Origin of the sequence: uncultured Oceanisphaera sp. (assembly GCF_947495715.1) — a bacterium.
GTDB classification, from domain to species: domain Bacteria; phylum Pseudomonadota; class Gammaproteobacteria; order Enterobacterales; family Aeromonadaceae; genus Oceanimonas; species Oceanimonas sediminis.
The window spans coordinates 12,965-33,054 of record NZ_CANLZU010000014.1; the positions used below are offsets into that span (position 1 = coordinate 12,965).

Below are 20,090 nucleotides of genomic sequence, written 5' to 3' on the forward strand. Positions count from 1 at the left end.
GGCGTTTACCGCAACCTGCGTTGCAGGCCGATGGCGATGATCACCACGGCGGCGCCGAGGTAGACATTGAGCGCCGGAAACTCCGCAAACAGCACCATGCCCATCAGGGTCACGAAGATAAGGCCGGAATATTCGCTGGCGGCAATCTTGCTGGCATCGGCCATGGCGTAGGCCAGGATACAGATGCCCTGATAGATGATGCCGATAAGACTGGCGCCAATCAGCAGCAACCACACCTCACCCGCCACCGGCTGCCAGCCGGGCAAGGCCAGGGCAAAGCTCACCGGTATGGCCAGCGCCTGGGTCAGAAACAGCGTCGCCAGTACAGAGCGCCCCTGGGGCAGCCGACGTACCAGCACGTTGCTGGCCGCCATGGAAAAGGCGGTCAACAGCGCTACCCAGCCGGCCCAGTGCCATTCGGCCGGGTTCAGCACTATCAGTATGCCGCCAAAACCGAGCAGACTGATAACATAGGCCGGCAGCCGTACCTGCTCCTTGCTCAGCAGTGCGGCCAGCGGCAGTGTCATCAGCGGCGAGGCATAAAACACCGCGTTGGCGGTAGCCAGCGGCAGGTAGATCAAACTGATAAACACACAGGCCGATCCCATCAGCAGCAGGTGACCGCGCAACAGGTGGATTTTCCATTGGCCCCAGCCCTTCTTCTCGCGCGGCAGCCGCCACCAGAACGGCAGCAGCAACGCCGAGGTCATCAAAAAGCGCAGCGCCACATACTGATACGGCGTCGCCTCGGTCTGGCCCAGCAATTTGACCAGCACATCGCCGAACGAGATCATCAGATTGCCCAGCACCAGCAGCAATATCGCCAGCATCTGCCGATCGGCCGCCAGACGGCCCATTATGCGCTGCATGTAAATTCCACCGCCCGATTAACCGATTTACTGTGAGGAGTGAGGAGTGAGGTGTCACCCCTTACCCCTTACCCCTTACCCCTTACCCCTCACCCCTTACCCCTCACCCCTCACAATCATTGCCCGCGCTGACGCACCATTTCGAACAGGCAGACACCGGTGGCGACCGACACATTCAGGCTGGATACGGACCCGCCCATGGGAATGCTGACCAGCTCGTCACAGTGTTCCCGGGTCAGGCGACGCATGCCCTTGCCTTCGGCCCCCATCACCAGCGCCAGGGCGCCGCTGAGCTTGGCCTGATACAGGCTGTGATCGGCCTCACCGGCGGTACCGACCACCCAGACACCTTTGTCCTGCAGCTGACGCAGGGTGCGCGACAGATTGGTTACCTGAAACAACGGCACCACTTCGGCGGCACCACAGGCCACCTTGCGCACCACAGGGCCCAGGCTGGCTGACTTGTCTTTGGGTACGATGACGCCATGCACACCGGCGGCATCGGCGGTACGCAGGCAGGCCCCCAGGTTGTGCGGGTCGGTCACGCCGTCCAGCACCAGCAACAAGGGATTGCTCTGGGTGGCGAGCAGCTGGTCCAGATCCGTCTCGTTCAACACCGGCTGAGCCTTGACCTTGGCCACCACACCCTGGTGCTGACCACCCTTGGCCTTGTTATCCAGCGCCGAGCGGCTCGCCGGCTGGGCCTTGACACCGACCGCCAGTAAGCGGGCCTGCAGTGCGTTCAGCCGCTCGTCTTCACGGCCCTTGAGCAGCCACACTTCCAATACCTGCTCCGGATGAGTTTCCAGCAGGGCATCGAGGGCGTGAATACCAAAAATCAGTTCATTACTCATTTAAATTCTCGGGATTGGGGATTAGGGAATGGGGAATCGGGACCAGGGATTAGGGATTGGGGAATAGGGCGGGATGAGTTCACCAGTCCCTATTCCCAGGTTTTAATTAACGGCGCTTTCTGCCGCCTTTGGGCTTGTTACCGCTCTTGCCTTCAACCGGCTTGGCCTCGGGCTTGGCACCGCTCTTCGGCTTGGCGCCGCTTTTCGGCTTGGCACGCTGGCGCGACTTCAGGTTCTTGGCACCCTTGCCGCTTTTGGCCCCGGCCGGCAGTGGCTCTTCCACGGTTTCGAAGTCGATTTTGCGATCGTCCAGGTTCACCGCCATCACCTTGACCTTGATCTTGTCACCCAGACGATAGCGGCGACGGAAGTTCTCGCCGATCAGGGTCTGACGCGCCGGATCAAACTGGTAGTAATCGTTCTGCAGGCTGGAAATATGCACCAGACCGTCGATATGGATCTCGTCCAGCCGCACGAAGAAACCGAAGCCGGTCACGTTGGCGATGGTGCCGCCAAATTCGCTGCCCACATGGTCGAGCATGTATTCGCACTTGAGCCAGTCGGCCACATCGCGGGTGGCGTCATCGGCCCGGCGCTCTGTGGTGGAGCAATGATCGCCCATGGGAGCGACTTCATCATACTGATAAGGCACGCCGCCGGTCTTGCTGCCGCCGTTACCCTGTATCTTGCTCAGCTGGGCCTTGATGGCACGGTGCAACACCAGATCCGGATAACGGCGAATGGGCGAGGTAAAGTGGGCATAAGACTTCAGCGCCAGGCCAAAGTGACCCATGTTGTCGGCCTGATAAATCGCCTGCTTCATGGAGCGCAGCAGCATGGTCTGGATCAGCTCCGCATCGGGTCTGTCCTTGATCTGCTCGGCCAGCAAGGCGTAATCCGCCGGCTCCGGCTCCAGGCCGCCTTTCAGCTCCAGACCCAGCTCGCCGAGGAAACTGCGAAAACCGGTCAGTTTCTCTTCACCGGGCTTGTCGTGCACCCGGAACAGGGCATGGGCATCCTGCTTTTCGATAAAGCGGGCGGCCGCCACGTTGGCCATGATCATGCATTCTTCGATGATCTTGTGGGCGTCGTTGCGCACCACCGGCACGATTTGCTCGATCTTGCGCTGAGGGTTGAACACGAAGCGGGTTTCTTCGCTCTCGAACTCTACCGCGCCGCGCTGATGGCGTGCCGCCTTCATCGCATGATACATCTCGTTCAGCGCTTCCAGATGCGGCACCAGCGGAGCATAACGCTCGCGCAGGGTTTCGTCTCCCTTCAGCATGGCCGCCACCTTGTTGTAGGTCAGACGGGCATGGGAGTTCATCACCGCTTCATAGAACGTGAAGTCGGACAACTTGCCGGAGGCAGACACTGTCATCTCGGCCACCATGCACAGTCGATCAACCTGCGGGTTGAGCGAGCACAGGCCGTTGGACAGCACCTCGGGCAGCATGGGAATCACCTGCTCGGGGAAGTAAACCGAGTTGCCGCGCAGATAGCCTTCGTTGTCCAGTGCCGTGCCGGGACGCACATAGTAGGACACATCGGCAATGGCCACCCACAGCCGCCAGCCGCCGGAAGCCTGGGGCTGACAGTAGACCGCATCATCAAAGTCGCGGGCATCTTCGCCATCGATGGTCACCAATGGCAGATCACGCAGATCCTTACGGCCCAACTTGGCTTCTTCCGGCACCTGTTCGGTCAGCTTGGCAATTTCCTGCTTCACTTCTTGTGGCCACACATGGGGAATACCGTGGGTGCGCAGGGCAATGTCGATTTCCATGCCCGGATCCATGGTTTCACCCAGCACTTCAATCACTTTACCCACACCAGTCATGCGCTTGGTGGGGCGCTGGCTGATGGCAATCACTACCACCTGGCCCATGCGTGCGCCCATGGTCTCGCCCTGCGGGATCAGAATATCCTGAGCGATACGGCTGTCGTCCGGTACCACATAGCTGACGCCGTTTTCCACAAAATAGCGGCCAACCACTTCCAGATCGCGGGACTCCAGCAGGCGCACCACCCGCGCCTCGCGTCGGCCCTTGGAGTCAAAACGCAGCGGCTGCACCAAAGCGTGGTCACCGTGCATCAGGGCGTCCATCTCACGCTGGGAAAGGAACAGATCGTCGCCGCCATCTTCCGGGCGCAGAAAACCGAAGCCTTCACGGTGACCGATGACACGGCCCTTGATCAGATTCAGCTTGTCGGGCAGGGCGTAACTCTTGTTACGGGTGAATACCAGCTGGCCATCGCGCTCCATGGCGCGCAACCGGCGGCGCAGGGCTTCGGCCTGCTCTTCACCATCCAGCGCCAGCTCGGCAAAGATATCGTCCCGGGAAACCGGGCCTTGTTTGGTTTTAATAAGCTCGAGAATAAACTCCCGGCTGGGAATGGGGTTTTCGTATTTTTCGGCTTCCCGCTTGAGGAAGGGGTCTTGTTGTTCTGACATAAAGTGGTCCATTTGAGCACTGTAATAAGGGAAGTATATCTACAGGATAAGAATAACAAGTGACAAAGCGCCCGGTTAAGCCAGTGCTGCTTAAACGGGCGCTTTTGTCACGAGGGGAAGCCGCTTGTCATTACAGTGATTTCAGCATCTCTTCCGGCAATGCCAGTGTCTGGTTGCTATTCACACCGATGCCACGCTCGATAATATTGCGCGCGATGGCCTTGGCCTCGTCCAGCGAATGCATCACATAGGTGCCACACTGGTATTCGTTCAGCTCAGGGATCTGCGACTGGTTTTCCACCTTCAGTACATCTTCCATCGCCGCCTGCCAGGCCGCCGCTACGCGTTGCTCGTCGGGTTCACCTACCAGGCTCATGTAAAAACCGGTACGGCAGCCCATGGGCGACAGATCGATGATTTCGACGCCGTCACCATTGAGATGATTGCGCATAAAGCCGGCGAACAGGTGCTCCAGAGTATGGATGCCCTTCTCGGACAGGATTTCCTGGTTCGGCAGGCAGAAGCGCAGATCGAACACGGTAATGGTGTCGTTATGGGGCGTGGCCATGGTTTTGGCTACCCGCACCGCCGGTGCTTCCATTCGGGTATGGTCGACGGTAAAACTGTCCAGCAGTGGCATATGTTATTCCTTGATTCGATGTTAATAAGCAATTGTGACAAAAAAGCCGGTCTGTTGAAACCAGGGATTGGTGATTGGGGAATAGGGATTGGGGAAGAGCACACCACTCCCTATTCCCTGTTCCCTAGTCCCCAGTCCCGGTCCTTAAACCGCTTCTTCGTTCTGTTCACCGGTACGAATGCGGATCACCTGGCCCACATCGAACACGAAGATTTTGCCATCACCGATCTTGCCGGTGCGCGCCGTGTTTTCGATGGCTTCGATACAGGATTCAACCAGATCGTCCTGCACCACCAGCTCCAGCTTCACCTTGGGCAAAAAGTCCACCATATACTCGGCACCGCGATACAGCTCGGTGTGACCTTTCTGACGGCCAAATCCTTTTACTTCCGATACCGTCATGCCGGTAATGCCGCGCTCGGCCAGGGCTTCACGCACGTCATCCAGCTTGAAAGGTTTGATGATGGCTTCAATTTTCTTCATCGGTGGCTCCTTACCAATTTATTTTGCCAAAACCCGAGGTAATGGGGTAACGCCGGTCTTTGCCGAAGTTACGCGGGGTGATCCGCGGCCCCACCGCACTCTGACGGCGTTTGTATTCGTTGATATCCACAAGCTTAATCACCCGGCGCACATCGGCTTCGTCGTAACCGGCCGCCAGCAGATCATTCAGCGATTGGTCCTGCTCCACATAGGCTTCGAGCATGGCATCCAGCACATCATACGGCGGCAGGCTGTCCTGGTCGAGCTGATCCGGCGCCAATTCGGCCGAGGGCGGCCGGTCGATGACCCGTTGCGGTATTACATAGCCCAGGGTATTGCGATAACGGGACAGCTCGAACACCAGGGTCTTGGGCACGTCCTTGATGGGAGCAAAGCCGCCGACCATGTCGCCGTACAGGGTGCAATAGCCCACCGCCACCTCGCTCTTGTTGCCGGTGGTCAGCACCAGGCGGCGGCGCTTGTTGGACAGCGCCATCAGCAACACGCCCCGGGAGCGCGCCTGCAGGTTTTCTTCGGTGGTGTCTTTTTCGGTACCCTCGAACATGGGCGTCAGCTGGCCCATGAAGGCATCGAACATCGGCTCTATGGACACAATATCGAACTCGATATCCAGCAGCTCGGCCTCCTCTTTTGCGTCTTCCACGCTGATGGAGGCGGTATAGCGAAACGGCATCATCACCGCCTGTACCCGATCCTTGCCCAATGCATCGACGGCGATGGCCAGGGTCAGCGCCGAGTCGATGCCGCCGGACAGCCCCAGCACGGCGCCGCTGAAGCCGTTCTTGTCGATGTAATCCCGGGTCGCCAACACCAGTGCCTGATACACCTCGGCCAGCGGCTCGAGCGGCGGCTGAACGTCGGCAGGCACGGGCGCGCCCTGCTCGAACCGCACCAGTGCCAGCTCGGTGTCGAACGCCTTCAGGCTCTGGGTGAGCGTGCCTTCGGCATTGAACACCTTGGAACGGCCGTCGAACACCAGCTCGTCCTGTCCGCCCACCTGATTGAGATACACCAGCGGCAGGCCGTTGTCGCGGCTGCGCTGGGCCAGCAAATCCTTGCGGATCCAGGCCTTGCCCCTGTGATAGGGAGAGGCGTTGAGGCTGAGCAGCAGCTCGGCGCCCGCCGCCTTGGCCGCCGCCGCCGGGCCCGCTTCCCATACGTCTTCGCAGATCAGCAGGCCCAGTTGGTGACCCTTGAACTCGACCACACAACTCTTGTCACCGGCGCCGAAATAGCGCTTCTCGTCGAACACGCCGTAGTTGGGTAGCAGCTGCTTGAAATAGCGCCCCTGCAGCGTGCCCTCATAAAAGAAGGAGGCGGCGTTATAAAGCCGGCCGTCTTGCCGCCAGGGGTGGCCGACCACCAGGGCGGTATTGGCGCTGGCCGCGGCCAGTTGCTCGAGGGCCGCATCGACGCGCAGGTAGAGATCGTCACGAAACAGCAGGTCTTCCGGCGGATAGCCGGTGATGGCCAGCTCGGGGAACAGCACCAGCTCGGCGCCCTGTTGCTCCGCGTCACGAGCGGCGGCCAGCATGGCGTGAGTATTGGCTTCGATGGCGCCGACAGTCAGATTCAACTGCGCCAGCGCCAGGGTCAGATGTGAGGACATGGATTGCCTGTAAGCTCATGGAGTTGCAAGCATGATAAAAAAAAGGCGCCGGGGTTACCAGCGCCGGTTGTTTCAGTCATCCTCGGAGGTGCAGCTCATCTGGTCATAATTCGCGATGCCGTTGTGAACCTGCAGGATGCAGGGGATATTACCGTTGCTGATATTATCCTTGGTCAGGTTAATGGTCTGAGGTTTAGCGCTACTGGCACCGTTATTGAAAACGAAGTTACTGTTATTGGGTGTTTCATCGAAGGTCACAATGGTCGTTGACTGAGTGCTGGGCACGGTACATTGATAAGTGGCGGTAGCGACATCTGCTTCTTTATTGATAGTACAGCTGCCATTGCTGGCGGTGACCGTGGTTTTATTGAAGTCACTTTTAGTACAGCCTTTGCTTGCCGTGGACTTATTACTCTCTACCGTTAGACATTCGATGACTCCGCCAAAGCTCACCGTTGTTGGAGAGCCACTTTGCACAACAAATGACAGGCTGGCGCTATAGGTGTTACTGCCATCGAAAGTGGAAATCTGAGGCTGCCCTGTCAGACCGGTATTATAGCGCTTCATGGTTGCCGTTACGGGTTTGGGAACAAGTAAGGAGGTCTTGATCCCCTTGACGGCGCCACGTCGATAGGTACCAAAATAGTTATTATCCGGATCGACAATGGTCTCGATCTCCTGACTCAACACATCGATATAATCACTTGCACCTTCACTCACCGACCAATCAGCCAGCATGGTGACATTCACCTCATTGAAAGACACCCGGGTCAGCCAGTCAGCGTCGTTTGTCGGGTCAATCTTGTCCAGCAGCTCCTGCGGTAATAAATCCACGTAAATAGCGCGAGCCACAAATTGATTGGAATAAGTTGAAGATACATAGATGGAATTATAAGCAACGAATACCGCCTTTTCGTCCACAGTGCCATTTGCATTCAACCATGCTTCGAAACTATACGTCGGCTTATAGCTTGCCGTTTGCATTCCTGCCTTTAGTTTCTCCACATAATCCTTGATCACGTACTTAACATACTTCTGATACAAAGCAACATTACTGGCGTCGGCTAAGTAACCGGGAGGGAACACATTCAAGGCCACCAGATTCCAGTCCGGCATCACCTGATAATATCCATCGATCCGTAACATGCGGCAGGATTCATAATACTTCCCTGTATGTGTATGGTTTTTATTAAATTGGTTATAGTTGTCGGAAAAGTCCGAACTGAAAGGCATATCATAATGATCGTTACAGCAAACCTCACAGTCATCATTATCGTTCTCACTTACTCCCCTGCCTTTGTCTACTGTAGTACCACCATTTTTCCAGTAAATACTCTGTGACAAGACAACGGGAACCGCCGGCTTACTGGTTGGCTCGGTACTACTCTTGTTTTCGCAGGAACAATAGACGGTTTGACTGTCTCCTTTAATCAGACTTTTATTGCTCGGGTTGTAAACAATCGTTTCGAAGCTGACGACAACATCCCCGGAATCCTTACCTTTTTTAATGTCGGGCGCCGGTTTGCTGGTTTCCTGCTTGATGCCGGTATTGGGATCAAGTTCGATGGATACTATATCCGGAATCGCGCCCGGCGTATGAGCCACCGTGGGCCCGCCCAATCCCAATCCGTTATTGGGAGCACCGGTGCCGAAGGGGCCGCCACTGGTGGACAGGTTGGGGGACACCACAGACGCCAGGGTAAAGCTTTGCGGCACTCCGGTATCGTTCCAGTCGACGGTCACCGCTACTTCTTTTTTACCCGAGATAGTGGGATTCTTAACCCAGGCTGTGCCATCCCAGCCAACATCATCCACCGTCCAGCCCAGATCGTAGGTCACTCCATCCAGAATCGTCGATTCGGTGCCACCGGTGATATCCTGGTATCCCTGCTGGTCCTTGAAGTATCTGATCTCGTCCAGCTTGGACTCGGCCAGCCGCAGAGCCACTTCCCGGCTACGGCCGTCCCGGCTGTACTCCAGGTAGCTCTTGTTCAGCTGCAGCAGCGAACCCGCCGTGACCGCCACCACGATAAAGGCAAGCAACACCTCGATCAGGCCAAACCCTTGTTGCCGTTTCATCCTTCCTCCTGTTACCAGTCTTTCCAGCTGCCGGGAATTGTGCTCAGGCTGACGAAGGGACTATTTCCGCCTCCATTTCCATTACAATTATTTAAGGTGCACATGACATCCTCATCATAAATGGAGTCATAGTTCCCTGTCGGCAGATCAACTTTATTATGATTAGCCAACATGGAACCATAAAATTTGGCACCACCATTTATTTTTATTGTGTGATCTGGACCACTCGCAGGATCAGAATCATAAGCAAACAAGAGCCCGTACACTTCACTGTTTCCATTAATACTTAGACCACCATCTTTTACAATAATAATAACAGGTGACGCCTTGCTGCCGATGACACCATTAATATCACAGGTTGTTTTTGACATCCCTTCTATAACAAAAAAACCACCGCCATCTTTTATTCTTTGATCATTACAGTCTGTGACCAAAGTGGCCCTGGCCTCTATATTCTTCCAGCCTTCAGGGGTATCCGGCTCGCCGAAAATATAATCCACGATATCACTGGGAAAACTGGAATCATTGGCGACAACATCAGGTCCTGCCTTGACTTTGTTGCTGTAGGAGTTGTCATCAGTACAGCCATCCAGATAGGCTTGCTGGCTGCAAGTCTTCGCGTTGCCATCCAAAGTAATTGCATCATTCGACCAGACCGATACCGGCACCCCGGGGCCACCGCCATTGGGGTTGCCCACTATGGTGATAGTGCCATTGGCCGGCAGTGTACCGGCAACCACCAGCGGCGCCGCCGGCCCGGAGTTGCTGGGGTTGAGGATGCTGCGCTCGGCCACCTGTACGCTGATACGGGTCTCGCCACCATTGGGCAGGGTGGCAACAGAGACGATTTCTTTGGTTCCAGGCACTGGAACATTCTGAGCTATCGACACTTGGTAAGATGCGGTAGCCGCCGAGGTGCTGATCGAACCCGAGGGGATGGTAGTCGCGGCTCCGCTGATCTTGAGCATGGCCATGGCCTCGGCCACACCTTTTTCGGCGGCGGCATAGGCCACCCGATACTCGATTTCGTTGAGGGCGATGCGCTTTTCCGACACCAGTGCCTTGCCGATAAATACCGACACCGATATCAGAATCGATACCAGCATCAGCGTCACGGTAAGTGTGGTAAATCCGTTTACCTTGTGCATGGCCTAATACCCGTCGTTGCGTAATTTTATCTGCCGCTGCAGGCTCATGGACAACGCCGGCCTGGTGGCATGCGAAGCGGAAATAGCCAGATCGATGGCGCGCATGCCGGTAGCACTGGCGCCGGAGGCCAGCGTAAAGCTCAGACTGTCGACCGAAATTTCCTGATCCGCAATCAGGTTGTACCATTTACTGGTGCTGTTACTGGACTTGGTGCATGCATTCGATATCGTATCAGTAATATCAGCGCCTTCAGGATCGCAACCATTTTTTCCCCAACACTTAAGCTCCCGACTTGCTTGATCAAAGCGATAAATCCTGGTCACGGGCTCATCGTCCCAGTACCTGATACGGATACAATCAGGAGCAGAGGCACCGCTGGACGTATATAAATCATCGGTAGTAGAAAACAAAACAGCCTGCGCAGCGGAGGCTGCCGATGCATTCCCATCCATCCCCTGGGCAGCGCTGGGGTGATAACCCGCCCGCTGAATGTCCCGCACCATGATGTCGGTGATGCTTTGCACATCCTGATTGAGACGAGACAGCATCAGGGTGGTGTTGCCGGACACCATGACGCTGGTGAACAGGGAAATGGCCCCCGCCACCACCACCAGCCCGGCCACCAGCGACACCAGCATTTCCACCACCGAAAAGCCGCTCTGTTGATTCCGCTTCAGCATGCAGGCACCCCCATCAGATCATCGTCCGAGCAGGTTCTGGTGATACCGTTATTCCAGGTTTTGACTTCCATCGCCTGGCTGCCATTGGAAAGCGTCACATTGCCCGAGGTCAGAGTATTTCTTCTGGGCTTGAAGGTCAGCTGAGGAGGAGAGTAAGAGGCTGTCAGGGTAACCTTCGGGTAATCCTGGCTGTTGGACGTTTCAATGGTTTCGTTAATGCCTGCCGTACAATCGGTCGAATCGACCAGATCATTGATCTGAAAGCTCCAGTTGGCAGTCCCCGAGCCGCTGAAACAGACGGTAATGTCTTTATTGCGCTTGATCGCCTCGCTGCGCGCCAACTGCAAGTCCGCATAAATGGCCATGCCGGCACTGCGCACCGTGTACTGCTGGCGCAGGGTCTGAAAGCTGGGCACGGCAATGGATAACAGCACCGCCATCACCACCAGGCCGATCAACAGCTCAATCAGGGTCAGCCCTGCCTGACGCTTTTTCATTGGCTTCCTCCCTGAAGACAAAATCCCGCGACAAGCGCATTTGCAGTGACTAAGCTTCGTTCATATCTGGCGTTTAGACAAGGATGTTCTGGATGCAAAAGAGTACCGGTTTTACCCTGATTGAACTGATGATCGCGGTCGCCATCGTGGCTATTCTGGCCACGGTCGCCTACCCCTCCTTCAGCGGCTACCTGTTAAAAAGCAAGCGGATAGAAGCGATTCAGAGTCTGTACGGCATGCAATTGAAGCAGGAAGACTGGCGTATTTCTCATGCCACCTATGCCACTACCAGCCAGGCGAGCGGCACCTTTCTCCCCACCCATACCGATTACACCTTTGAAGTCAGTGGCGCCAGCGCCAGCAATTATGAGCTGATTGCCACCGCCAAGACCGGTTCCAGCCAGTTGAACGACAAGGAAGGCGCCACCAGCTGCAGTCCGCTGAAGCTGGGCAGAGATAACAGCAAGGAGCCGGCGGCCTGCTGGCAGTAATAGCAAGGCCAGTAAACAAATGATCTATTTCATTTCTGTGTAAACGTCGGACAAAGGGCCCGCTCCCCCGACTCGCCGTGAATCCCTCCCTGGAGGCTCAGCCGTGCCATCCGTGGCGCGGATGGTCGGCTGAGCAGATCCCTTTGTCCTCCTTGATGCTCCGCGTGGACTGTTGACGTCGTCTTCGGGCCACTCGGTGCTCAAGAAGAGGCAACAGAGAACGGCTTCCACGACCGTGAAATGCCATGGACGGCATTTCCGAGCCTCCAGGGATGGGTTCATGGCGTGTCGTGGAAGACGGCTGTGTTGCCTCTGATCTGAGGCCTCAATATGATCAGATAATTAATGTGATGATATAAGCAACAGGCGACGGCGGAGCGGGCCCTTTGTTCGACCCGGGAATCACCGCCTCATAAAACAACACTTTGAGGGATACAAGAAGGCCTCCGATATCGGAGGCCTTGTCAGTCAATCAAGTACCATGTCAGATCAGGTGCCGTGTCAGGATACCTGTTTGACCTTGAGCTCGGCCGGTACTTCAAAGACGATGTTTTCTTCCCGCCCCGGGTGCTCGGTGACAGTATGGCCGCCTAAAGACTGCAGGTGGCTGATCACTTCCTGCACCAGTACTTCCGGTGCCGAGGCCCCGGCGGTCACGCCGATGCGCTGTGCCCCTTCCAGCCAGTCCGCCTCGATCATTTCCACGCAGTCGATCAGATAGGCTCGGGTGCCGATCTTCTCGGCCAGCTCGCGCAGCCGGTTGGAGTTGGAGGAGTTCTTGGAGCCCACCACCAGCATCACGTCCACCTTGGCCGCCAGCTCGCGTACCGCATCCTGCCGGTTTTGCGTGGCGTAACAGATGTCGTCCTTGCGCGGCCCCTCTATGGTGGGGAAACGCGCGCGCAGGGCGTCAATCACGTCCGAGGTTTCATCCACGCTCAGGGTAGTCTGGGTCACGAAGGTCAGGTTGTCGGGGTTGTTCACCTGCAGGCTGGCCACGTCTTCCGGGTTTTCCACCAGATACATGCCGCCCTCGGCGCTTTCGTACTGACCCATGGTGCCTTCCACTTCCGGGTGACCCGCATGACCGATAAGAATGGTCTCTATGCCCTTCTTGCTGGCACGGTGTACTTCCATGTGTACCTTGGTCACCAGCGGACAGGTGGCGTCAAACACCTTGAGGCCCCGGCGCTTGGCTTCTTCCCGTACCGCCTTCGACACGCCGTGGGCGGAGAAGATAACGATATTGTCGTCCGGCACCTGATCCAGCTCTTCCACAAACACGGCGCCCGCGTTCTTGAGCCTGTTGACCACATAGCGGTTGTGCACCACTTCGTGACGCACGTAGATGGGCGCCTCGAATTTTTCCAGCGCGCTCTGCACTATGCTGATGGCCCGGTCGACCCCGGCGCAAAAGCCGCGCGGGTTGGCGAGTAGAATATCCATGTCAGGCTCCTTATTTATCAACAGCCTGTTGCTCGACGGCCAGGATCTCCACCTCGAAGGTGACCTGACAACCGGCCAGCGGATGGTTGAAGTCGACGGTGACCGAGTCGCCGGCCACGCCGCGCACTATGCCGGGGATCTCGGCGCCATTAGGCTGGGTAAAGGACAAAATAGCCCCTTCTTCCAGACTCATGTCGGCGGCGAAGCGGCTGCGCTCCATATGATGAATATTGTCCGGATTGACCGGCCCGAAGGCATCATCCGGCCCCAGCTCAAAGCTGTGGCTGGAGCCTTCGGTCAGGCCCAGCAAACAGGCCTCGAAACTCGGCGTCAGGCTGCCGTCTCCCATCTTCAGCTTGGCGGGTTTGCCGTGCAGCTGGGTGCTGTCGGCCACCGAGCCGTCTTGCAGCTTGATGGTGAAGTGAAACAGGACTTCGCTCTGCGGGCCTATCTGTTTGCTCATTGGGGGCTGTCCTTCTTGAAGCTGTCGATAATGATCATGGCGGCACCGACGAAGATGAAGCTGTCGGCCAGGTTGAACGCCGGCCAGTGCCAGTTGCCGACGTAAAAGTCGAGAAAGTCCACCACGTGGCCCAACATCAACCGGTCGATCACGTTGCCGATGGCCCCGCCGATGATCAATGCATAGGCCACCGGTAACCAGCGCGCGGCTCTGGGCAGCTTGTGCATCCAGACACTCAGCAGCACGGTCACCGCAAAGGCCAGACCGGCAAAGAACCAGCGCTGCCAGCCGCCCTGGTCGGCCAGAAAGCTGAACGCCGCGCCCGGGTTATAAACGTGCACCAGGTTGAAGAAGGGGGTGATCTCCACCCCCGGGTAGCCATAGGCCAGGTTGGATACGGTGAGCCATTTGCTCAGCTGATCCACCGCTATGGCCACTATCGCCAACCACCACCAGCGCAGGCCGGTTTCCCGCAGCATCGCCATCAGGCAAACCGGCGAACTTCGCCGTCTCCGGCCACGTTGGATACGCAGCGACCACAGATACCCTCGTGGCCCTCATGGCTGTTGACGTCATCCACATGGTGCCAGCAACGAGCACACTTTTCGGCGTCACTCTTGGCAACCTTCACCTTGAGTCCGGCCAGCTCGGTGTCGGCGGCGTCACCGGCCTCACTCAGCGGCTGCACCGTCACGCTGGAGGTCAGCATCACGAAGCGCAACTCGTCACCCAGTTGCTTCAGCTTGGCTGCCAAAGAGTCTTCCACATAAAGGGTGATGTCGGCTTCCAGTGCGGCGCCAATCACCTTGTCTTTACGGGCGGCTTCCAGCGCCTTGTTCACCGCCTGGCGCATCTTGAGCAGCTCGGCCCAGTAGCCATCGTTCAGTTGCTCGTCACCGGCCAGACCGAACAGCCCGTCGTAGAACTCTTCGGTGAACACGAATTGTGACCGCTCGCCGGGCAGCAGGTTCCAGATTTCGTCGGCGGTAAAGCTCATGATCGGCGCCATCCAGCGCACCAGTGCTTCGACGATATGATAAAGCGCGGTCTGACAGGAGCGACGGGCCAGGCTGTCGGCCTTGGCGGTGTACTGACGGTCCTTGATTACATCCAGATAGAAGGAGCCCATTTCCACCGAGCAGAACTGCATCAGCTTCTGGGTCACCAGATGGAAGTTGTATTCATCAAAGGCGGTGGTGATTTCCTGCTGAATGGCCTGAGCACGGCCCACGGCCCAACGGTCGATCAACACCATGTCATCGGCGGCGACCATGTCGGTGGCCGGATTGAAACCGTTCAGGTTGGCCAGCAGGAAGCGAGCGGTATTGCGAATACGGCGGTAGGCATCGGCGCTACGCTTGAGGATCTCGTCGGACACCGTCATCTCGCCGGAATAATCGGTGCTGGTGACCCACAGACGCAGAATGTCGGCACCCAGCTTGTTCATCACCTGCTGCGGGCTGACCACGTTGCCGATGGACTTGGACATCTTGCGGCCATTGCCGTCCACGGTAAAGCCGTGTGTCAGCACCTGCCGGTAAGGGGCATGGCCCTTCATGGCGGTGGAGATCATCAGGGATGACATGAACCAGCCGCGATGCTGATCCGAGCCTTCCAGATACATGTCGGCCGGGTGGCCCTTGAATTCGGAACGCACATCCACTACCGAGGAATGGGTCGAGCCGGAGTCAAACCACACATCCAGGGTATCCAGCACTTTTTCGTACTGGTCGGCGTCGTCGCCCAGCAACTCGGCCGGGTCCAGATCCCACCAGGCCTGAATGCCGGCTTCTTCCACCCGCTTGGCCACGGCTTCCATCAGCTCGGTGGCACGGGGGTGCAGCGCCTGGGTTTCCTTGTGCACGAACAGGGCGATGGGCACGCCCCAGGTGCGCTGGCGGGAGATACACCAGTCCGGGCGGTTCTCTACCATGGCCTCGATGCGGTTCTGCCCCCACTCGGGCACCCACTGCACCTTCTTGATTTCCGCCAGCGCCTGAGCGCGCAGACCGGCCTGATCCATGCTGATAAACCACTGGGGGGTGGCACGGAAGATAATCGGCGTCTTGTGGCGCCAGCAATGCGGGTAGGAGTGCATAATGGCCTGATGGTGCAACAGGGCGCCACGCGCTTTCAGCGCTTCTACCACGGCGTCGTTGGCCTTGAATACATGCTGACCGGCAAACAGCTCGGTATCGGGCAGGTAAACACCGTTGCCCCCCACCGGGTTGGCCACTTCCAGACCGTATTGTTGACCGACCACGAAATCTTCCTGGCCGTGGCCGGGGGCGGTATGCACGGCGCCGGTACCGGATTCGGTGGTGACGTGCTCGCCCAGTATGGCCGGCACATCGAAGTCGTAGAAGGGATGCTGGAAGCGCTTCAGCTCAAGCGCCGCGCCCTGGCAATAGCCCAGGTTGTGATAATGGCTGATGCCGGCCCTGTCCATTACGTCCTTGACCAGATCGGCGGCCAGGATCAGACGTTCCGGATTGTCCCCTTCCACCTGTACCAGGGCGTAGCTCAGCTCCGCATGCAGCGCCACCGCACGGTTGGCGGGCAGCGTCCAGGGAGTGGTGGTCCAGATGGCGACAGACAGCGGGCCCTGACCGGTATGGCCGTCGGCACAGTCGAAACTCGCCGCCACGGCCGCTTCGTCTACCGCCTTGAAGCGCACGTCGATGGCCGGCGAGCGCTTGTCTTCATATTCCACTTCGGCTTCTGCCAGCGCAGAGCCACAATCGGTACACCAGTGCACTGGCTTGGAGCCCTTGTGCAGATGGCCGTTGTCGATGATCTTGCCGAGGGCACGGATGATGTTGGCTTCGGTATCGAAGTTCATGGTGAGGTAGGGATTTTCCCAGTCACCCAGCACGCCGAGACGGATGAAGTCGGTTTTCTGCGCTTCAATCTGCTCTTTGGCGTAGGTTCGGCAGGCTTCGCGGAATTCGGCGGCAGACACCTTGACACCGGGCTTGCCGATCTTGCCTTCCACTTTCAGTTCGATGGGCAGACCGTGGCAGTCCCAGCCCGGAATGTAGGGCGAGTCGTAACCCAGCAGTCCCTTGGACTTGACGATCACGTCTTTCAGGATCTTGTTGACCGAGTGACCGATGTGAATGCTGCCGTTGGCGTAGGGAGGGCCGTCGTGCAGAATAAACGGCTGCTTGCCGGCCTTGGCCTGACGCACGGCGCCGTACAAATCCTGCTCAATCCAGCGTTTCAGCATCTCCGGCTCGCGTTGAGCCAGGTTACCGCGCATGGGAAACTCCGTTTCGGGCAAATTCAGGGTGTTTTTATAATCGGTCATGAATCCTACATTCCGTTCGGTTCTGATGTCGCCAGCCCGAACCATTGTCGGGCCTGGGCGGCATCGCGTTGAATTTGCTCCTTCAGCAGCGCAAAGGAAGCGAATTTTTGCTCGTTCCGCAATTTATGGCGGAGCTCTACTTCCACCTGTTTGCCGTACAGATCGCCGGAAAAATCAAACAGGTGGACTTCCAACAGGGCACGGGTGCCGCAGACCGTGGGCTTGTCACCGATATTGGCGACCCCGGGGTAACGCCGGCCGTTCAATAACAGCTCCACCACATACACGCCGGACACCGGTATCACCTGCCGCTTAAGCGCCACATTGGCGGTGGGAAAACCGATAGTCCTCCCCAGCTTGGCGCCGTGGGCCACTCGACCACAAAGGGCGAAGGGGCGCCCCAGCATATTGGCCGCATCATCCAGCCGGTCTGCCGCCAGCGCCTCGCGGATCAGGGTACTGCTGACCCGCCGGCTGTTCATGCGCCAGCTCTGGGTGCTGACCACCTCGAAGTCGAAGGCCTTGCCGGCTCGGGTCAGCAGTTCGAAGTCTCCGCCCCGGTTCTGGCCGAAACGAAAATCATCTCCCACCACCAGAAAGCGCACCCCCAGCTTGTCTACCAGCAGGCCACGAATAAATTCATCCGGAGACTGGGCGGCAAAGTCGGCATTGAAGCGCACGCACAACAGACGATCGATACCGAGACGCGTCAATTGCTGATATTTCTCTCGCAGCCGGGTTAGTCGCGGAGGCGCCTCGGCACCGGTAAACAGCTCCTGCGGCTGTGGCTCGAATACCATGACACAGGCCGGGACCTTGAGCCGACGAGCCTGCTCGACCAGACGGCTTAATACGGCCTGGTGCCCCAGGTGCACCCCATCAAAATTACCAATGGTAAGCACACAGCCGCGATGCCATGGTTTGATGTTGTGAATCCCGCGAATAAGCTCCATAGACTCCGATACCGGCCTCTGTAAATCGGCGGATTATACCCCAGCCGGCCCTCGGGATCAGCCTTTGCTATGCGGTTTTAAGATGCTTTATGCGCACGCCACTCACCAGCAGCAAGGCACCGTAACACAAGGCACCGGCCCCGATATAGCTCAGCAGGTGCAAACTGCTGCTCAGCAGACTCCACTCGGCCCACACGGCCAGTGGCGGTGACAGCCACCACAACAGTGCCGCCATGCCGCTACTGGCCAGCGTCACCTTGAGCGCGAAACCCAGGGTCTGCCGACTGGGATGATAGATATCGCGCCGGCTCAGGCCCCAGGCCAGCAGGCCGGCATTGAGCATACCCGACATCGCCGTGGCCAGCGCCAGCCCCACATAGCCGAGCGGAAAAATCAGCAGCGCATTGAACACCATATTCGCCACCATGGCGATAATGCCGAAACGCACCGGCGTCCTGGTATCCTGTCGGGCGTAGTAGCCCGGTGCCAGCACCTTGATCAGCATAAAGGCCTGCAGTCCCACTGCATAGGCCACCAGGCTTCTGCCCGCCGCCGTCACTTCGATCACACCGAACTCGCCGCGCATGAACAATACCCGCAGCATGGGCTCGCTCAGTACAATCAACCCCAGCATGGCGGGAAAGCCCATCAGCAAGACCATGCGCACGCCCCAGTCCATGGTGGCGGCAAAACCGTCTTTGGACTGATCCACATGGCGGCTCGACAACGCCGGCAAAATCACGGTCGCAATGGCGATGCCGAACAGGCCGAGCGGAAATTCCAGCAGTCGATCGGAGTAATACAGATAACTGATGGAGCCGGTGGCCAGAAACGACGCCAGCATGGTATCGAACAACAGGTTAACCTGACTGACCGAGACCCCGAACAGGGCCGGAATCATCAGGGTGCGAATTTTCACCACCCCGGGGTGGTGCCAGGCCCAGCGCGGCCTTACCAGCAGATGGAGCTTCGCCAGAAAGGGAAACTGAAACAGAAACTGGATCAAACCGCCGGCAAACACCCCGATGGCCAGCCCCATTTCCGGTTGTGCCAGTCGCGGCGACAGCCAGAGCGCGGCGGCAATCAAGGCTACATTGAGAAACACCGGCGTAAAGGACGACACCGCAAACTTGCCGTAGGTATTGAGTATGGCGCCGGCCATGGCGGTGAAGCTGATAAACCACAGGTAGGGAAAGGTGATTTTCAGCAATAACGAGGCCAACTCGAATTTGTAGGCCTCGGGACCCTCGTTAACCCACTCCATGAACCAGCCCATACCGAACAGCGCCGTGACCACCCCGGAACCAATCATCCCGATCAGCGTCACCAGGGTCACAATTCCTCCCAGGGTGCCGGATACCGCGGCCAGCAGATCCTGAGTGTCCTTGAAGCTCCGGGTTTGCTTGTATTCGGTCATCACCGGCACAAAGGCCTGATTGAAGGCGCCTTCGGCAAACAGCCGGCGCAGAAAATTGGGAATACGGTTGGCAAAAAAGAACACGTCGGCCGCGGCTCCTGCCCCCAATAAGTTGGCGATTACCACGTCGCGTACCAGCCCCAGCACCCGGGATACCAGGGTCATGGCGGACACAATCAGGCCCGATCGCAAAAGCGCCTTGCTCAAAATGAAAACCTCGCGGTAAGAAAATTGCTGAATGCAGGGGAATGCTGCTAGAATCCGGCCGACAGTTTAACCCCCCGCCCTGTATCTGACCACAGGGCGGTGTTTATTTGCACAAATCAATTGACAATCTGCGGTGAAAAAGGCATATTCCTCGGCCTTTTATTAACACTCGCTAAGACAGTTTCAGGAGTTTTACCTTGGCTAATATCAAGTCTGCTAAGAAACGCGCGATTCAAGCAGAGAAACGCCGTAAGCACAACGCCAGCCGCCGTTCCATGGTTCGCACCTACGTGAAAAAAGTAGTTGCAGCCATCGCCAGCGGTGACAAGGCGAACGCACAGAAAGCTTTCGACGTCGCTCAGCCTCTGCTGGATCGTATGGCCACCAAAGGTCTGATCCACAAGAACAAAGCTGCTCGTCACAAGAGCCGCCTGAACGCCAAGATCAAGGCTCTGTAATTCAGAGAC

At 57.6% G+C, this 20,090-nt stretch carries 18 protein-coding genes; 2 read left to right on the forward strand and 16 right to left on the reverse strand.

Going from position 1 to position 20,090, the window contains the following annotated elements; all coding sequences use genetic code 11:
* Positions 1-5: 5 nt before the first annotated feature.
* The 10 genes from Q0753_RS10045 to Q0753_RS10090 form a co-directional block, all read right to left on the reverse strand.
* Positions 6-869: a DMT family transporter gene (locus Q0753_RS10045; protein WP_298720045.1), complete on the reverse strand. Its 864-nt coding sequence runs from the start codon at positions 867-869 to the stop codon at positions 6-8.
* 116 nt (positions 870-985) lie between these two features.
* The gene (rlmB, locus tag Q0753_RS10050; protein WP_298720047.1) at positions 986-1,723 is read right to left on the reverse strand and encodes a 23S rRNA (guanosine(2251)-2'-O)-methyltransferase RlmB; all 738 of its coding nucleotides are present in this window, start codon (positions 1,721-1,723) and stop codon (positions 986-988) included.
* A gap of 106 nt (positions 1,724-1,829) precedes the next feature.
* Positions 1,830-4,178 carry a ribonuclease R gene (rnr, locus tag Q0753_RS10055; protein WP_298720049.1) on the reverse strand — a complete coding sequence of 783 codons (2,349 nt, stop codon included), beginning with the start codon at positions 4,176-4,178 and terminating at the stop codon, positions 1,830-1,832.
* A gap of 130 nt (positions 4,179-4,308) precedes the next feature.
* Positions 4,309-4,818 carry an S-ribosylhomocysteine lyase gene (gene luxS / locus Q0753_RS10060; protein ID WP_298720051.1) on the reverse strand — a complete coding sequence of 170 codons (510 nt, stop codon included), beginning with the start codon at positions 4,816-4,818 and terminating at the stop codon, positions 4,309-4,311.
* A 144-nt stretch (positions 4,819-4,962) separates the two neighbouring features.
* Complete coding sequence (gene glnB, locus Q0753_RS10065) at positions 4,963-5,301, reverse strand: nitrogen regulatory protein P-II (protein ID WP_204796716.1); 339 nt, start codon at positions 5,299-5,301, stop codon at positions 4,963-4,965.
* Between the two features lie 10 nt (positions 5,302-5,311).
* Positions 5,312-6,931 carry an NAD+ synthase gene (locus Q0753_RS10070; protein ID WP_298720055.1) on the reverse strand — a complete coding sequence of 540 codons (1,620 nt, stop codon included), beginning with the start codon at positions 6,929-6,931 and terminating at the stop codon, positions 5,312-5,314.
* A 72-nt stretch (positions 6,932-7,003) separates the two neighbouring features.
* Positions 7,004-9,010: a prepilin-type N-terminal cleavage/methylation domain-containing protein gene (locus Q0753_RS10075; protein WP_298720057.1), complete on the reverse strand. Its 2,007-nt coding sequence runs from the start codon at positions 9,008-9,010 to the stop codon at positions 7,004-7,006.
* Between the two features lie 11 nt (positions 9,011-9,021).
* The gene (locus tag Q0753_RS10080) at positions 9,022-10,158 is read right to left on the reverse strand and encodes a pilus assembly PilX N-terminal domain-containing protein (protein WP_298720063.1); all 1,137 of its coding nucleotides are present in this window, start codon (positions 10,156-10,158) and stop codon (positions 9,022-9,024) included.
* A gap of 3 nt (positions 10,159-10,161) precedes the next feature.
* A complete protein-coding gene (locus Q0753_RS10085) occupies positions 10,162-10,839 on the reverse strand; it encodes a PilW family protein (protein WP_298720065.1) in 678 nt (225 codons plus the stop codon).
* A complete protein-coding gene (locus tag Q0753_RS10090; RefSeq protein ID WP_298720067.1) occupies positions 10,833-11,336 on the reverse strand; it encodes a GspH/FimT family pseudopilin in 504 nt (167 codons plus the stop codon). Before Q0753_RS10090 ends, Q0753_RS10085 begins: the two co-directional genes overlap by 7 nt.
* Positions 11,337-11,428: 92 nt before the next feature.
* Here Q0753_RS10090 and Q0753_RS10095 point away from each other — a divergent pair, with 92 nt between their 5' ends.
* Positions 11,429-11,827, forward strand: coding sequence for a type IV pilin protein (locus Q0753_RS10095; RefSeq protein WP_298720068.1), 399 nt, complete (start codon positions 11,429-11,431; stop codon positions 11,825-11,827).
* Positions 11,828-12,328: 501 nt separating this feature from the next.
* Here the strand turns inward: Q0753_RS10095 and ispH are convergent.
* From ispH to murJ, 6 genes are all read right to left on the reverse strand, one after another.
* Positions 12,329-13,273, reverse strand: coding sequence for a 4-hydroxy-3-methylbut-2-enyl diphosphate reductase (gene ispH / locus Q0753_RS10100; RefSeq protein ID WP_298720070.1), 945 nt, complete (start codon positions 13,271-13,273; stop codon positions 12,329-12,331).
* A gap of 10 nt (positions 13,274-13,283) precedes the next feature.
* The gene (gene fkpB / locus Q0753_RS10105; RefSeq protein ID WP_298720072.1) at positions 13,284-13,736 is read right to left on the reverse strand and encodes an FKBP-type peptidyl-prolyl cis-trans isomerase; all 453 of its coding nucleotides are present in this window, start codon (positions 13,734-13,736) and stop codon (positions 13,284-13,286) included.
* Positions 13,733-14,221, reverse strand: coding sequence for a signal peptidase II (lspA, locus tag Q0753_RS10110; protein WP_298720074.1), 489 nt, complete (start codon positions 14,219-14,221; stop codon positions 13,733-13,735). The genes fkpB and lspA overlap by 4 nt, the downstream gene beginning before the upstream one ends.
* The gene (gene ileS / locus Q0753_RS10115; protein ID WP_298720076.1) at positions 14,221-17,046 is read right to left on the reverse strand and encodes an isoleucine--tRNA ligase; all 2,826 of its coding nucleotides are present in this window, start codon (positions 17,044-17,046) and stop codon (positions 14,221-14,223) included. Before ileS ends, lspA begins: the two co-directional genes overlap by 1 nt.
* A 5-nt stretch (positions 17,047-17,051) precedes the next feature.
* Positions 17,052-17,999: a bifunctional riboflavin kinase/FAD synthetase gene (ribF, locus tag Q0753_RS10120; protein WP_298720078.1), complete on the reverse strand. Its 948-nt coding sequence runs from the start codon at positions 17,997-17,999 to the stop codon at positions 17,052-17,054.
* Between the two features lie 67 nt (positions 18,000-18,066).
* Positions 18,067-19,623 carry a murein biosynthesis integral membrane protein MurJ gene (gene murJ / locus Q0753_RS10125; RefSeq protein ID WP_298720080.1) on the reverse strand — a complete coding sequence of 519 codons (1,557 nt, stop codon included), beginning with the start codon at positions 19,621-19,623 and terminating at the stop codon, positions 18,067-18,069.
* A gap of 197 nt (positions 19,624-19,820) precedes the next feature.
* On the opposite strand from murJ, the gene rpsT reads away from it, so the two are divergent.
* A complete protein-coding gene (rpsT, locus tag Q0753_RS10130) occupies positions 19,821-20,081 on the forward strand; it encodes a 30S ribosomal protein S20 (protein WP_104485672.1) in 261 nt (86 codons plus the stop codon).
* Positions 20,082-20,090: the final 9 nt, after the last annotated feature.